Below are 15,094 nucleotides of genomic sequence, written 5' to 3' on the forward strand. Positions count from 1 at the left end.
AATATTTGATTCATATGAAGGGTACTCTGGCTTTCTGCAATCTCTTGATTTTGGCGTAAGTTCAAAGGCAAAGATCTTATTTATCAGCTCAAAGTCTGGAGACTTTATGCAGCAGAAAAATAAAAATCACTTATGTTTTTCTAATTGTATTCCGTGTAAGATTGATATAATTAAACATGCAAAATGTTGCTGCCGCCCCGAAAGTATGCCATAAAAAGTGGGTTCCGAAACTCAACCATCCCCACTTATCCGCTATACGGAAAGTCAATGCAAAAACAAATGACAATACCGCAAAGCCTACCCATTTGCCAGCTTTCCATTGGGTGTAGATTAAATAACGCAATACCGAGAAAACTACAAATGAAGCCATAATTGCATAATTCAGGTTGATAAAAAGAGAAGGGTTAGCTATCAGGATCCAGTTTCTCAATGCAAACATGAGCAGTATATATACGAGAACCATTACAACAGCATAATACCATTTGGTGCTCTGCGCTATAAAATAAAATCCGGCAGACAAACAGAGCAACATGATGGGCAGCCAATCCATCATAATAAATACCGGCCATTGCCTGAATGAATGATAAACAGTTCCCCCTATGGCACCAATATATAGTAAAACCAAGCAATAGGTTAAAAAAGGATATTGTTTAAAATTACCTTTCATTTTAAGGGTCCAAAAAATGGCTATGGCTAAAAAAAACACAGCAGTTATAGCATTTAACGGCTCAGGAAAAAACTGAGCCATATCTGTTTCTTTATATAACATGCCTCCATCCGGAGGTATCGGGTTTATCGGCATTGTCTTTAATATACTTCTTCTAAATATAGAAAAAATTATGGCATGATATACCCGAATATGCCTGATTATATATTATAAAAATGTTAATTCTATTTCTTATACCAATAAACCAGATTGATTATAAAACGAATATTATTTTTGATGCAGTATATTTAAATATATAGTTTGTTATTTTAATTTCATAAGAATTACATTTGTATTTCTTCTTAAAAACCATGGACAAATACAGCTTTTTGGAAATAACAGCATTTGTAGGAATATTTTTAGTGCTTCTTCTTGCCTTATTTTTACTTACTGTTAAAACAAAATATAAACTAAGAAACTACCTTCTTGCTTTTTTTCTCTTTACAAATGCTGTAGATGCATTAAAGTTTTTGCAGCGGGAATTTCCAGTTAATTATATCAACCTCGAGGCGTTTCGTTGGAGTATTGTTTATTTGGTTCCGGCATCGTTTTATCTCTATGTACTGTCTGTTTGTTACTCCAACTTTCGATTAAAACCTAAACATTTACTCCATACAATTCCTTTTGTTGCTTACAGTTTGTATCTGATGTGGGGAATTTTTTTTGTAGACAGAGCCTCGAAAATAGATTTTATAAATGGCATGAATGATATGCCTCTCATGCAATTTTTTTACTTTCTTTTCGAATTGATGATTCAAGTTTATTTTATTGCTTCATTTCTGGTGATCAGAAAGTCTAAAACGGTATATCTCGAGAATTATACAAACCCCAATATTTCTGAACTTAACGCCCTTTACAAAATAACAATTCTATATTACGTCTTACACTTTATAGTCCTTATAAGATGGCTTGTCACTTTTATCTTCGGGCTGGGTGAGATCCGGGCCTGGATTGTAATGCTTGATGGGTTTGCATTTTTATTTTGTACGTGCTGGTATCTATTTATTGCGTTAAACAATCCTGAGTTTTTCCGAGGAGTAAATTCTGATCTGAAACCCATTACAGAAGCTGTTCCAAAACAAAAAAACAGCCCTTTAATAGTTGAGGAAAAAAATGAACAAATCGAATTCTTAAAAAACTTTATGGCTGAAAGAGAACCCTATCTGGATTCCTCATTAACTATTCAGGACTTATCGGAGCAAGTAAAAATGTCCGTTAAAGATTTATCTACTTTGATTAATTTGTATATGGATAAACACTTTTTCGATTTCGTTAATGAATATCGAATTGAAAAGGCAATGCAAATCCTAAAAGACCCGTCTCAAAAAGAACTGACTGTTTTGGAAATCTTATACCAGGTTGGTTTTAATTCTAAATCTTCGTTTAATACTTCTTTCAAAAAATATACAGGAAAAACTCCAACAGATTTTAGAAAACAGCCTTTGTAAAATCAAATTATTTTCAAAAAATGAGTTCGATTTTTTTTAATCGGTCGCGTCCTGAGGTTCTTTAAGGCATATTTGCAGAAAATAATTAAATCTAAAATAAAACGATAACCCAACAGTTTTCAAAATGAAAAAAACATGCCTTATCCTTTTCCTGATTTTTTCACTCCCCACTTTTGCACAAAATGTAAACAAAAAAATCAAATCATTCGAAAATAGTCTAAATTCCCGGAACAAGACCAAAAGCAAAAAATCGACCTTAAAAGAGCGAATGGATTTTCACGAAATAAATGCGGTAAGTATTGCTCACGTGAAAGATTGCAAATTAGAACCGGAACCTACCAATCAGAACGCAAAAGAAATGCTTCACAAAATCGAAAATATTAAAAAAAACAAACAAAACTAAACATACATGAAAACACTTAATCCAGAAAGAAGTATCAGTTATTTTTTAGTTTTGCTAATCATATTTAGCTGTAATTCCAGAAATATTAAAACGGAAAAAAATTCTGTCTACGTCAGTAAAATTGATTCCTTAATGGCAGAATCTTATGAAAGAGGATTGTTTAATGGAAATGTCCTGGTCGCTAAAAATCATAAAATCATCTATCAGAAATCATTTGGTTTTACTGATGAAACAAGACAAACTAACTTAAATGATAAGTCAATATTTAATATTGGTTCCATTGCAAAGGAATTTAATGCTGTTGCCATCATGATTTTAGTTGAACGTGGTCTGCTTAATCTTGATGACAAGGTCTCCAAATTTAATTTGGGCTTACCGAAATGGTCTGAAAAAGTGACCATCAGACATCTGATTAATTATGCCAGTGGTATCCCTCCAATCGAACGATTAAAACCCGAAAATGATGCGGAGGCATGGAATATTTTGAGAAGTAATGACAGTCTGCTCTTTGAACCGGGAACCAGTTACAGATATGATAATGGTAATGTATTTTTGCAAAGAAGAATCATTGAAAAAGTAACCGGAATATCATTTGAGGAATTTGTTATTCAAAATATAGTTAAACCACTGAAAATGACCAATTCGGTATTTGAACCAAAATTGGGTTATAAAAACCGAACATCCTGTTATGATATGAACCGTGTCCGATGCCCGGAACTGAAATTTATCAGCGGATGGCTTTGGGTAGATACCAATGATCTCTACAAATGGATTGAAGCACTGAATTCCAATCGATTAATCTCCAAAGCATCCCTTCAAACTTTGTTGAATAACCCGTATGCACCTGAAGAAGGTGGATCACTTGGCAGATACTTAGAAAAAGATGAATTGCAAAGACATAACGGAGTTTCTTATAAATTTGAATCCATCTTTTTAAACGATTTTAAAAATAATATTACGATAATTCTGGTGTCCAATAATCTAAATAGAGTTTGGGATCTGGGATATATTATTCATAACTTAATGTTGGGAAAAGAGTACGAAATTCCTAAAAAATCTATTTATCAGGAGATCAGAAAGGAATCTCTCGGCAATGTAAATAAAGCTATAGAAATATACTATGTCCTCAAAAAAAATTCTAAAAATGAATATAGCTTTGAGAATCCAGGTGAGCTTAATAAACTAGGCTATGAATTATTAAGGAGTGGAAATATAGATTCTGCCATTAAAATTTTCAGTCTTAATGTTTCTGAGTTTCCCGGATCAGCCAACACTTACGACAGCCGCGGCGAAGCCTATTTCAATAAAAAAGAATATCAATTATCAAAAGACGATTATCAGAAATCATTAGAACTGGACCCAACCAATAAGAATGCAAAGGAAATGATTTTGAAAATCACCTCCCTTTTGCCCAGTAAAAAATAATTATACTTTTCAGTATTTGGGATGGTAATTCTTACAGGATTATTTATTTCTGATCATTCCCAGGTAGTAACCGCAAAAACCTTCCGGATCTTCTGTTTGACTGTTCAGTTCTTCATCAATTGATGGTAAAAGGTAAAGGTTTTACTCATCCTGGTCACAAACAACAATATGCGCAAATTGTCCTAATTTGCGCATATTTATTTTACACCAATGATAATCATCAGGTTAACACTTATTGATTCATAGTTTTCATGACCAGAATCACTACAACAAAATATCACGGTTTCTGAATCTCTACCATGTAGGTACTAGAAATTCTCTGATAAAAAATGTTTGTTTTATATGACTGATGGATTTAAGTATGCCGTTACCATAAATAATAGTTGTAGTCCATTAAATCTCAACCATTATGAGACTATTTACTCCTCTTTATTACTTCTTTTACACCGCCTTTTGTTAGAATTACAGAATTGTAAAGGCCCTTACTGTCCGGAATAAATTCAATGGTCCTGTCATTATTATCCGCTCTAAAAAATTTGGTTTTAGACTCTGGGATGAGTTCCATTTCTGTACTGTTAAAATAAAGTTTACCGTCAATTTTCAATATGGTAATTGTATTATATGTACCTACATATTGATCATATAGGTTTGTGTTTATTTCAATTCGATGGTGCTTGTAAGGAAGTTCAACCTCTTTTCCCAATGCAATGGCAGAAAGTCCATAACTTATGATATAGGAAAATGATTCATTATTGGAAAGTACAGTCACAAAAATTTTATCATCCGTAAATCGGTTAAAGGAAGTCATGGTACCAAAAAAACCTCCGTCATGAGCAATTAACTGGTGCCCGTGATTGTAAAACGGATTGATAATGAAGCCATATCCCCAGTTTTCATCACCATAGGGCGTAAACATTAGTTTCTTCATCTGTGCGGAAAGAATATCAGTTCCATATAGAGCTTTATCCCATAAGGCCAGGTCTTCAACAGTAGAATAAACGCCATCATGCCCTACATTAATTTCCCAGTTGATATAAGGATTGTGAACAAGCCCATTTTCTGTGTGATAGTAAGCCTTTGCTTTCTTTTCAACTATAGACTCATTATTGCTGACGCCTGTATTATTCATCCCTGCTTTTTCAAATATATTCTTCTTTAAGAAAACAGCATACTTCTCACCTGAAACTTTTTCAATGATCCTGGCCAATAGATAATAGCCGATATTACTGTATCCGCTTTTAGTTCCGGGAGAGAACTCATAAGGCATTTTCTTTATTTCGGCATAAGCAGAATCCTTATTCATCGAGCTTAAGGCTATTTCTTTAAAACCCATAGCCAAGCCAGAGGTATGCGATAACAGCATATGGATGGTAACACTATCAGCCTTGGGGTAATCCGGCAGAAATTTACTCAGTTTATCATCAAGAGACAGCTTCTTTTTCTCAATCAATAGAAGTATCGCTGTGGCAGTAAATTGTTTGGTAACTGAGGCCAACTGAAATTTAGTATCTATGGTGTTTTTAATATTCCACTCGTAGTCTGCCAAACCGTAAGCTTTTTTGAGTAAAACTTTACCCTCTTTCGTCACAAGAACGGTTCCACTAAAATTATTTATTTCAACCTGGGCCTGCATATATTCCGCAAGACTAGCTGACCCATTTTTCTGTCCGAAAATAAGAAATGGAAATAACAGTATGATTAGGATTAGCTTCATAAACTATTGAATGATATTATTACACAGCAATGTTACTACTTAATAAGCCTATATCATTGTATTTTTGTAAACCTACTAAATAAACATCCATTTTATGAGATCTTTTTCAAGGGTTGTTGTTTTTGAAAAAAAAACTTTTGGGGTAAAACCTGTCAATTTTTTAAAATCTCTGATCATGTGTGACTGGTCAAAATAATCTACACTATAAGGCAGTCCAATTCTATTTTTCTCATCAAGCTGACTTTGAATAGCAGCCCTGAATCTGATAATCTTTTTAAACTGGGAGGGCGTTTTACAAATATGCTTCTCAAAATGTTTGTTTATTGTTGTTCGGGACCGGCCTGTTGTATAAGACAGTTTCGTCATAGACTGATTGATGTTATTGGTATCGAACATTTCGGCCAACACCTCTTTCAACAGGCTATCCTCAAACGGACGAAATTTTGAAAACCAATACAATTCTACTGCCCTGATTTTTTCATCCGGGTTTTTTATCGAAAGAATGGTCGCCATGGTTTCTTTATAATCCTCATATGGACTAAAATCAGGAAAGCTTCCTTCTGCGTAATCTCTTAAATCATTGGGTATGAAAGCATTAATCCCCAATGGTTTGAAATAAGTAGTAACTTCATTGATTTTGCCTTCATAGCTCACCAATACCGGTTCATTAAAATTGCTTACCAGATTTGTTTCAATTGGATTGGACAGGCAGTATCTGGTTATTATTTTGTCTTTGGTAGCCAGAGTTTCTGTTTTCTCACTAGCAGTAACAATAGTATAGATGTTTGGAAAGGTGAAATAAGTAGCAGAGGATTCTTCAGAGGTCTGCTCGAGAATATAAAAGCATTCAATATACTTTTTCAGTATGGGGTTTTCGGGTCTGTAGACTTTTATGGTCATCCTTTTTAGCCTTTAAATGTATGTAAATCCAGCTCAATCAACCAAAATCTTTTTTCCTAATCAGAGGTATGTTTTATTTTTGAGTGGGCTTCTGTTGTTGTTCAATAAATCATCTGCAATCTGTACCATTCCATTATTGTTACCACCACCCCAAATTGCCCTTCCAAAAATATAACTTATTGTATATTCTTTCCAGGTACTGCAATATTTTTTCAATTCTCTGTGGGATTTTGCCAAATATTCTATAAGCTCTTTTTCAGAAATATACCCCAGTTCATAACAGCAGCGTGCTAAAAACACACTTCTTCCATAATTCCAACCACTATCTTTTATTTTTTTTAACTGAGAAAAGTCTGTAATAATTTTCTGCTCAATCAACTCTGGAACTACTTTTCTCAGTTTTCGGAAATGGTCCAGATAATACTCAAAAGCTTCGTCTTCATTTGATAGATTCGATCTTAAAATGTCAACATAGTTTTCCGGATTTTCAAATGCTTTGTATACAATATCAAGGTTTTCATCCTGATTTCTGTCGTGCAGACTCTGAAGAGTTTCTATCGCCTGATTTTGATCTGATATTCCCCAATATGTTTCAATTAACTTTATAATATCAGATCTGTTCACTCCTGTTTCATAAGAATTCAGGTATGCCGATTGTTGTTCGGCATACATTGAACCTATGAGCAAATGGTCTAACAAATAACCACTTACTGTATTTTTATCATTTAACCGTATGCTTTTAAATGAGCTTAAAAATTTTGATAAAATTCCCATATTATATTAAGCCATTTTGAGGTTAGGGAATTTAGTCTGTGAAATTTTTACAAATTTTTCGCCAACTACCTGGTATTTTACTCTGGTCTCCAATTGCTTTTTCAGATTAAGCATATCTTCCGGGTCAACTCTGTAATTAAGTCTATCGTGAATTTCAAGAGATAATGAACTTCCGTCAATATCAAAGGTGATAATATGTGTTTTTGGTAAATATTCTTCTGATGATTTTGAATAAACCCCCAGTTGTGATTTCAATAGACCTCCATATTGAAGGCTTGCTTTTTCAACTCTAAAATTATCAAATACAATGTGTTCATCTAATTCGCCAACGGTATTGGTGCTGAAAAAATGCATATCGTTTCCGCTTAACACCCAAAAACAATCGGTTTCAATTCTTCTAAGCTTTACACCAATTGTGGATAATGCTATATTTTTTATCCCGTCGGTTACGAGATCCTGCACTTTATTGGCTGTTGACTGGGGAACAGAGGCAGAAGTAAAAGCATCAATGGGCTTACCTTCCATCCATTGTTTTAATTTTGAAAAATCCTGAGAGAGAAGCTCTTGTTTGTACTGGTCATATTTAGTTCTTTCAGAATCTAAATCAATTTCTGATTTTGCAGCTTTGTGTTTATTATTCATAATGATCATGAAAGCTACACCTGCAATTATTACTATTACTGGAATTAAAAATAATGGGTTCATACTTTTTAGGTTTAAGTTTTTGTTTTTTAAATATTTGTTCGATTTATTTTTTAATCATCTTAACTTCTGTTTTCAGGGAATCTCTTGTTAAGATGACAGCGTTTACCTTTCCATTGCTGAAATCGAACTTTAACAGGTTCGGATAATCTACAATTCTGAAGGTTCCATTTTTCAGATAGAGTAATTCATACTCATTTTTCCCTTTAAAATGTTCCAGAATTGGAGACTCTACATACAGACGGTTATTCTTTTCAAGAATTTTAGTTTCCATTCCCTGTCCATACAGAAAATCGTCATAGGTTCCGATGAGTTGTTTTTTAAGATTTAATGGAAGTTCCTGAATATCTTCATGAGTTTCTTTATTCCAATCCATTACTGTAAGAATCTTTGTTCTGGTATTATTCATGACAGGAAAACGATTCGGCTTTTCGCCATTGGCAAGATATACCATCCCGTTACCATCTGTCATAGAAGCCAAAACATTGCCCCCAACTCCAGTATTGGAACCATTACACGAGAACCAGTCATAATTACTATAACCAAAAGATTTTTGCCAGCCATAGCTCCATCCTCCAACTGCATTTTTCAAAGCAGTCACTTTTGTTACTTCTTTTGCTACCTGATGAGAAATCACCTTATTGTTTTTATTGCGTAGCGCATTTTGGATCTCAATGGAAAGCTTCGCTAAATCTGTAGGAGTAGACCATAACCCTGATGGGGCAACCTGAGGCGTAATGGGTAGACCTGTTTTTATCACTTTTCCTTCTTTATCATGTACAAAAGCTACATTCTTTAGAAATCCTTTTTCGTTAGGCTGAATCATTGTGGTATTTTTCATTCCAAGAGGGGAAAAGATATATTCTTGTGCCAATTCTGCAATAGGTTTATTCAAAGTGTCTTCTAATGCCATCTGGATGATTACATAGCCACCACCGCTATATTCAAAGCTGGTTCCCGGTGTAAACAAAAATTCAATTTCTTTATCGTATCTGGGAATCTGTCCCAAAAGGCTTTGCGTGATCGTTGGAATGGTTTCTCCTTCGTAATGATCTTCAAATCCACCCTGACTTGTACCGGCCGTATGATTTAAAAACTGTTTCCAGGTTGGGCTATTATTTTCAGTAAACTTACTTTTTGGCAAATGCCAGCGCTTTAAGTATTTATCTATTGGATCATTCAGATTAATTAAGCCTTTTTCTTCAAGAATATGGCAAAGAAGTGCGGTGATTGGTTTTGCAATAGATGCTGTAGAAAAAGCCGTGTTTTCATCTAACTTTTCTTTAGAATCCATTGATTTTACTCCCACCTGGCTTGAGTATACAATCTTATAATTTTCAAAAACAACAAGGCTAAATCCCGGAAGCTTATACTTTTCTAATTGGGGTTCAATATTTAAACTATCAGTAAGAAAGCTGTAATCTCTTTTTTCCGAAAAAACTTTTTTACTTGTTTGGCAGCTTGAAAGCAACGCTATAAGAATTAGTAAATAAAAGGAGCTTTTCATGGTATCGATTTTTTTATGTTAAAAATTATTTCGATACAAAGATGTGGAAGACATTAAAGCTGTGCGACCGAGTAAATGTAATCGGTCGGATTTGTATAAAAAATGAGTATGAATCTTTATAAAAAAGAGTACGAATAATTACAAAACACTGTCTTGCAGGTTTTTGCGATAGGAAGTCGGCGTATTGCCCGTGTGTTTTTTAAAAGCAGTATTAAAGGAAGATTTTGAATTAAAACCAACTTCGTATAGAATTTCTAAAACAGTTACCTTACTTTTTGAAGTATCTTTTAAAATATCCTTAGCACTTTCTATCCGATAGGCGTTTACGAAATCATAAAAATGCTGCCCTAATTGATGATTGATTAAAAGAGATAAATCCCGGACAGGAATTTCAATATCACTGGAAACATCCTGAATGGTTAGCGAGGAGTTTAGATAAGGTCTTTTCTCAACCATATATTTTTTTAGCTTCAAAAGCTCTTCATTATATTCTCTTTCATCTTCTATTGATTCCTTACTGCTTTTTTCTTCGGAAACAAGCTCAGAAACAAGTTTTAGTTTTGAATCAATATTCCTAAAAAGATCAGGGTTATTTAACGCTTTGAACAGATACCAACAAAAAATAAAAAGAGAGGATACGAAAAGTCCGATCTTGATAAATTCAGAAACCTGCTGATAGTCAGAAAATTTAAAAATGTTTTTTAAAAGAGCTACGGCATATAAAATACTCAGTACAACGGTAAACTGGAGCAGCCAGTTATAGGAACTGATGTTTTTTCCTGCATAGTTTTCAAGATATAGTTTCTTTGTTTTTCTTAGTATTCTAAAAACTGCAATGATATAAAGAACGATCTGCAGATGTATTAAAATATGAATGAACTGAAACTCTATCATATTCTGACGATTCTGAATAAAACTCATTTTTGATGCTGCATCCACAGTATAAAAACGGGGCAGTAAAACCAGATTAACAATTAAAAACGGGAGCAGATGCAGCAAATATTTTGGTTTTAGCTTAAAATCAGAGTAACAGACTGATATTACATAAAGATAAAAAACAGGAATTTGCAGGAAAGCGAAAGTAGTCCTAAACATTCCCAGGTTGGACGGACCATCGGTTACCATGCTAAACAAAGGCTCACTAATATCTATTGCATTTAATATTAGAAAAAAAGCAAATAAAGAATTACTTATTTTGTACTTTGTTTTAAGGGTAATCAGGAAAAATGCCAGAAACAACGAGATGAATAAAGAGATTATATTTACAACAATTAATAGACTAATATTATCCATTCTTTACTCTTATTTGTTTATTGCTATTTTATTTTCAAATTTTTACTGGAATTCCGAAAGCCTATTAAGGATAAGAATCCAACAGATGCAAATATAAAAATTAGATTGACTTTTGTTTGAGTTTTTTTCATCAAAAGTATATTAAATGGTTACCTAACATGCGAACAAGCTACAAATTAATGATTTTCAACAATATAAATTTAAAACACTTTTAAAATCGAGATTATCCGTTTTGCATTCTACGTTTAAAACAGTCTCACTCATGCGATTCTCCTTCACAAAAGTCAGAAAAACATCATAACTATTACTGATTGGTTTTGAAGCAGTATAATCTCCAAAATCTGATACAAAACAATTCTTTCTACTTGTTTTTTAAGGAAGTGTGACACTTTTTGTATGTATCAATTAAAGCTTCTGCTACAATTTTGGGATCTTGCTGGTGGATTCCATGACTGTAACGCGGCAACAAGATAAGCCGGCTATTACTGTTATTTTTTATCATCTCTGCGTAATGGTTTATTCTTAATTCATCCAACTCCTTCCACCACGGAATTAAATTGATCCCTAATTTCAGTTTTTCGTTCATTTCAGTTTCATAATGCTCAATATGCTTGTTGTATGAAATCATTACGGTTACAGGGATGTCTTTAAGAGGTTGTAAGGATTTATATTTTTTAAAGAATTCCGGTGAACTTTCATTCAGCTCTCTCTTTGCCTCATTTCGAAAACCTTCTGAGGTTAAGGGATCATTTATAATATTTTTAAGGTTTATCATAAATAATTCCTGATAGCCAGTGGAGCTTGATGTATTTATTTTCACCTTATTGTCTTCGTCTTTAGTAAGCATAAAATCTGTGGGATCTATGAAAAACAGGCCGCAAGTTTCATTGGGATACATTGAAGCATACAAACGTATAAACGGCCCACCTATAGAGTGTCCTGCCAATAAATAAGGCGGACTTATTTTTAAAGCTGCCAGCATATCGTGAAGCCTTTTGATCACATCTTCATCTGTTTTTATAGATGTATCAATTTCTGACTCTCCAATTCCATTTCTGTCATACACTATCCCTGCAAAACTTTTTTGAATGAAAGGAAACAAACTTCCATAGCCTCCACCTCCTGAACCGAGACCACTTTCAAAGATGACTACGGGTTCATTAGCTTTTCTTTCATCAAGTCCAAAAGTTTTATATGCTATTTGTTTATTGTTAACGGATACAAATTTTCTTTCAGAAGTCTGAGAAAAAACTAACGTTATTGAAAAAAAGGTAATACATACAGATATTATTATAGATTTCATCTTTTTTTGATTTGGTATAAGGGTCAGGCTTTAAAATTACTGTTAACTAAGAAATACACACGATGTGCATTCTGAATACTTTAAACAATATTAATGAATTTTCAGGTGCCAATATACTTTAATGTACAATAAAAAAAACATACAGGAAACACTCTGCCTTAAAAACATAACACATTACAAAACAAAACGTTGTAATTACCCGTACTCCTGTATTAATCTATTCGAACCCATTTTCCCGGAACAAATGAGTCCGAATACTTTCATTCGGTCGCATAGCTTCAGACTCTTCCACATCTTTGTATCGAAATAATTTTTAACCTTAAAACAACGATACAATGAAAACTTCATTCACCTTCTTTGCAGTACTGTTATTCATCAGCAGCTTTTCTTTTGGACAAGATATTTCCAAAAAAATAGATTCAATCATTGGGGACAATTATCAAAAAAATCCAGATGTAGCCATCAGTGTTGGTTTCATTCATAATGATGATGAATTTTATACGGCTTACGGAAAACTGAGCAAAGAAAGCCCTGTTGACATCAATAAAAATTCTGTATTTGAAATTGCTTCTATTACTAAAATCCTGACCTCCAATTTAATTGCACAGGCAGCTATCGAGAAAAAACTAAAACTGGATGATTATATTGACAGCTATCTGCCTAAAGGATATGTACTACAAAAAAACCTTAAGAACAAAATAAAGATTTCAGATCTGGCCTCTCATCAATCGGGGTTACCTGACATAGATTTTGGTAAGCTGATAGAACTGAACCCACAACAGCCTGTGAGCAATGTCACTGAAAAAACATTGACGGAAATCATCAACAATTGCGGAGAGCTTCTTGACTATGGAAAATATCGTTATTCTACTGTTGGGTATACTTTGCTGGGACAGATTTTGGAAAAGGTATATGGTAAAACTTATGATGCCATCATTCATGAAAGAATAATTGATCCTTTGCAAATGACCAATACCTTTACAACAGAGTTCAATGTAAAAAATAGAACGACAGGTTATAATCCTAATGGCGGAACTCAGGAATTCTTCAAATGGAATATTACGGCATCTGCAGGATTGGTAAAATCAAATGCTGCTGATATGATCTCCTATCTGAAAGCAGTGCTAACCAAAGGAAACCCAATATATGAAGCAGCATTGCTGACCGAAAAGATCTGCTATAAAGATGAAAAAAGAGAAATGGGACTGGGTACCAACATCAGTACTGATGATCAGAATACGATTTACCTGAAATCTGGCGATTCTATGGGACAATCTTCCATTATATGTTACAACAGAGCAAAAAATTGGGGAATCATCATTCTTTTAAATCAAAGAAATTCAAAAATGAGACAGGATTTACTGAATAAAATTTATGAAAAGGTGCTGAAATAAGGCAACAAAAGAAACGATGAAGATTATTAATCTCAAAAATAATTTTCACATCAGATAAATTCAATGGAATTCTAAAAGAAATCAGTCTAGGAATCAGTAATCTCCCCAAACAATAGACATGAACAGCAATAAGCGCCAATTCAGAAAATAGGCGCTTATTGTTATATTTAATAATCAATGAACTGATCTCTATCGTGTATTAAAGAAGATTTTCTACCCCTTTTTACGAACGTCTGTCTAAATATAGATGTAAGATTTACAATAAGGTAGGGCAGATTTTTATAAAAACATCGACTGCTATTTTGGAAAAGACATCACTGTAGAAACGTTTCAGTCTGCTGCTTTTTTGTGGATAAAGCTAATATTTCTATAAACTTTTGTATTTTTATGAAATAGATGATCTATATACCTGTAAGAAATACTTTGAACAAATTTTCGGATCGAAATTAAAACCAATGATGGTATTGTTTTTATTTCCTGGATAAAAAAAAGAACTGAAAAGGCAAATCACAAGCCTTGAAAACATTGAATAGTCATCCCTCTTCTCTTTAAAAACAAAAGAAAAAAGTGAATTATCAGATGGGTTTTCTGCGTTTAAAAAGCAGAAGCAATCATAAAAAACCAACGTCAAACAAAAATTATTTTTATCATACTTTATTACAAACCTAAATTTTCTCAATCATGAAGTTAGAATTATATCAGATAGATGCATTTACAGAAGAGATTTTCCAAGGAAACCCTGCGTGTGTTGTCCCATTGAAAAACTGGTTACCAGATGAAATACTTTTAAAAATAGCCTGTGAAAATGCTGTTGCAGAAACAGCCTTCTTTATTGATAATGGCAATACCGTTCATCTGAGATGGTTTACTCCTGAGATTGAGATGGACTTATGTGGTCATGCTACCCTTGCTACGGCTCATTGCCTGGTTTCTATCTTAAACTACCAGCATAGCAGAATTATTTTTGAAACTAAAAGCGGTGAATTAACTGTTGATGTAAAAGATGGTGTTTATTATATGGATTTCCCGTCAAGAATGCCTGAACCATCCACTCTTCCGGATAATATCATCAGGTCTCTCAATATACAGCCTAAGGAGGTCTTCAAATCAAGAGACTATGTGTTGGTATATGATTATGAGGAAGATATCAAAAAGATTACCGTTGAAAGATCTGTTTTTGACCTTATCAATCTGGATCCGGGAGGTGTTGTGGTGACTGCAGCTGGTACTGACAGTGATTTTGTTTCAAGATATTTTACACCACAGTCATCAATTCTTGAAGATCCTGTAACCGGCTCTGCACACTGCTCGCTCATTCCGTTCTGGGCATCAAGATTAGGAAAAGATAACCTTTTCGCCCGCCAGTTATCAGAAAGAGGAGGCGAACTCTATTGTGAAAACAAAAATGAAAGAGTGATCGTCGCAGGTAAAGCCAGAACTTATTCTATGGGACATCTATCAATAGGATGATCAGTCTGTGTAAGCTGAAATTTACAATTTCAACTTATTTTCTTCAGAAGAAAAA

The 15,094-nt window shown here is 33.6% G+C and carries 13 protein-coding genes; 5 read left to right on the forward strand and 8 right to left on the reverse strand.

What is annotated here, in order from left to right; translation table 11 throughout:
- Positions 1-130: 130 nt before the first annotated feature.
- Positions 131-802: a hypothetical protein gene (locus tag M2372_RS02060; protein ID WP_123318563.1), complete on the reverse strand. Its 672-nt coding sequence runs from the start codon at positions 800-802 to the stop codon at positions 131-133.
- 215 nt (positions 803-1,017) lie between these two features.
- On the opposite strand from M2372_RS02060, the gene M2372_RS02065 reads away from it, so the two are divergent.
- From M2372_RS02065 to M2372_RS02075, 3 genes are all read left to right on the forward strand, one after another.
- Positions 1,018-2,154: an AraC family transcriptional regulator gene (locus tag M2372_RS02065; RefSeq protein WP_123318562.1), complete on the forward strand. Its 1,137-nt coding sequence runs from the start codon at positions 1,018-1,020 to the stop codon at positions 2,152-2,154.
- Between the two features lie 268 nt (positions 2,155-2,422).
- Positions 2,423-2,557 carry a hypothetical protein gene (locus M2372_RS02070; RefSeq protein ID WP_259080552.1) on the forward strand — a complete coding sequence of 45 codons (135 nt, stop codon included), beginning with the start codon at positions 2,423-2,425 and terminating at the stop codon, positions 2,555-2,557.
- A gap of 132 nt (positions 2,558-2,689) precedes the next feature.
- Positions 2,690-3,982: a serine hydrolase gene (locus tag M2372_RS02075; RefSeq protein ID WP_228455646.1), complete on the forward strand. Its 1,293-nt coding sequence runs from the start codon at positions 2,690-2,692 to the stop codon at positions 3,980-3,982.
- 415 nt (positions 3,983-4,397) lie between these two features.
- On the opposite strand, the gene M2372_RS02080 is transcribed toward M2372_RS02075, so the two are convergent.
- From M2372_RS02080 to M2372_RS02110, 7 genes are all read right to left on the reverse strand, one after another.
- Positions 4,398-5,696, reverse strand: coding sequence for a serine hydrolase (locus M2372_RS02080; protein WP_123318559.1), 1,299 nt, complete (start codon positions 5,694-5,696; stop codon positions 4,398-4,400).
- Positions 5,697-5,771: 75 nt separating this feature from the next.
- Entirely contained in the window at positions 5,772-6,596 is an 825-nt protein-coding gene (locus M2372_RS02085; RefSeq protein ID WP_123318558.1) for an AraC family transcriptional regulator, read from the reverse strand.
- A gap of 60 nt (positions 6,597-6,656) precedes the next feature.
- Positions 6,657-7,370 carry a DUF1266 domain-containing protein gene (locus M2372_RS02090; RefSeq protein WP_123318557.1) on the reverse strand — a complete coding sequence of 238 codons (714 nt, stop codon included), beginning with the start codon at positions 7,368-7,370 and terminating at the stop codon, positions 6,657-6,659.
- A 6-nt stretch (positions 7,371-7,376) separates the two neighbouring features.
- Entirely contained in the window at positions 7,377-8,075 is a 699-nt protein-coding gene (locus tag M2372_RS02095) for a hypothetical protein (RefSeq protein WP_123318556.1), read from the reverse strand.
- Between the two features lie 43 nt (positions 8,076-8,118).
- Positions 8,119-9,579 carry a serine hydrolase gene (locus M2372_RS02100; protein WP_123318555.1) on the reverse strand — a complete coding sequence of 487 codons (1,461 nt, stop codon included), beginning with the start codon at positions 9,577-9,579 and terminating at the stop codon, positions 8,119-8,121.
- A 138-nt stretch (positions 9,580-9,717) separates the two neighbouring features.
- Positions 9,718-10,872, reverse strand: a complete 1,155-nt coding sequence (locus tag M2372_RS02105; protein WP_123318554.1) for an AraC family transcriptional regulator — start codon at positions 10,870-10,872, stop codon at positions 9,718-9,720.
- 361 nt (positions 10,873-11,233) lie between these two features.
- Entirely contained in the window at positions 11,234-12,175 is a 942-nt protein-coding gene (locus tag M2372_RS02110) for an alpha/beta fold hydrolase (protein ID WP_123318553.1), read from the reverse strand.
- Positions 12,176-12,510: 335 nt separating this feature from the next.
- Here M2372_RS02110 and M2372_RS02115 point away from each other — a divergent pair, with 335 nt between their 5' ends.
- Together M2372_RS02115 and M2372_RS02120 are read left to right on the forward strand one after the other, a co-directional pair.
- Positions 12,511-13,569: a serine hydrolase gene (locus M2372_RS02115; protein ID WP_115970730.1), complete on the forward strand. Its 1,059-nt coding sequence runs from the start codon at positions 12,511-12,513 to the stop codon at positions 13,567-13,569.
- Between the two features lie 681 nt (positions 13,570-14,250).
- A complete protein-coding gene (locus M2372_RS02120) occupies positions 14,251-15,039 on the forward strand; it encodes a PhzF family phenazine biosynthesis protein (protein WP_123318552.1) in 789 nt (262 codons plus the stop codon).
- The last annotated feature ends 55 nt before the right edge of the window (positions 15,040-15,094 follow it).

It is taken from the genome of Chryseobacterium sp. BIGb0232, from assembly GCF_024810195.1.
Lineage (GTDB): Bacteria > Bacteroidota > Bacteroidia > Flavobacteriales > Weeksellaceae > Chryseobacterium > Chryseobacterium pennae.

Bases quoted from the DNA above. Each gene is read 5' to 3' on its own strand.
- M2372_RS02085 (WP_123318558.1), bottom strand. From the start codon at position 6,596: ATGACCATAAAAGTCTACAGACCCGAAAACCCCATACTGAAAAAGTAT.
- M2372_RS02065 (WP_123318562.1), top strand. From the start codon at position 1,018: ATGGACAAATACAGCTTTTTGGAAATAACAGCATTTGTAGGAATATTT.
- M2372_RS02105 (WP_123318554.1), bottom strand. From the start codon at position 10,872: ATGGATAATATTAGTCTATTAATTGTTGTAAATATAATCTCTTTATTC.
- M2372_RS02115 (WP_115970730.1), top strand. From the start codon at position 12,511: ATGAAAACTTCATTCACCTTCTTTGCAGTACTGTTATTCATCAGCAGC.
- M2372_RS02120 (WP_123318552.1), top strand. From the start codon at position 14,251: ATGAAGTTAGAATTATATCAGATAGATGCATTTACAGAAGAGATTTTC.
- M2372_RS02110 (WP_123318553.1), bottom strand. From the start codon at position 12,175: ATGAAATCTATAATAATATCTGTATGTATTACCTTTTTTTCAATAACG.
- M2372_RS02100 (WP_123318555.1), bottom strand. From the start codon at position 9,579: ATGAAAAGCTCCTTTTATTTACTAATTCTTATAGCGTTGCTTTCAAGC.
- M2372_RS02090 (WP_123318557.1), bottom strand. From the start codon at position 7,370: ATGGGAATTTTATCAAAATTTTTAAGCTCATTTAAAAGCATACGGTTA.
- M2372_RS02075 (WP_228455646.1), top strand. From the start codon at position 2,690: ATGGCAGAATCTTATGAAAGAGGATTGTTTAATGGAAATGTCCTGGTC.
- M2372_RS02070 (WP_259080552.1), top strand. From the start codon at position 2,423: ATGGATTTTCACGAAATAAATGCGGTAAGTATTGCTCACGTGAAAGAT.
- M2372_RS02060 (WP_123318563.1), bottom strand. From the start codon at position 802: ATGCCGATAAACCCGATACCTCCGGATGGAGGCATGTTATATAAAGAA.
- M2372_RS02095 (WP_123318556.1), bottom strand. From the start codon at position 8,075: ATGAACCCATTATTTTTAATTCCAGTAATAGTAATAATTGCAGGTGTA.
- M2372_RS02080 (WP_123318559.1), bottom strand. From the start codon at position 5,696: ATGAAGCTAATCCTAATCATACTGTTATTTCCATTTCTTATTTTCGGA.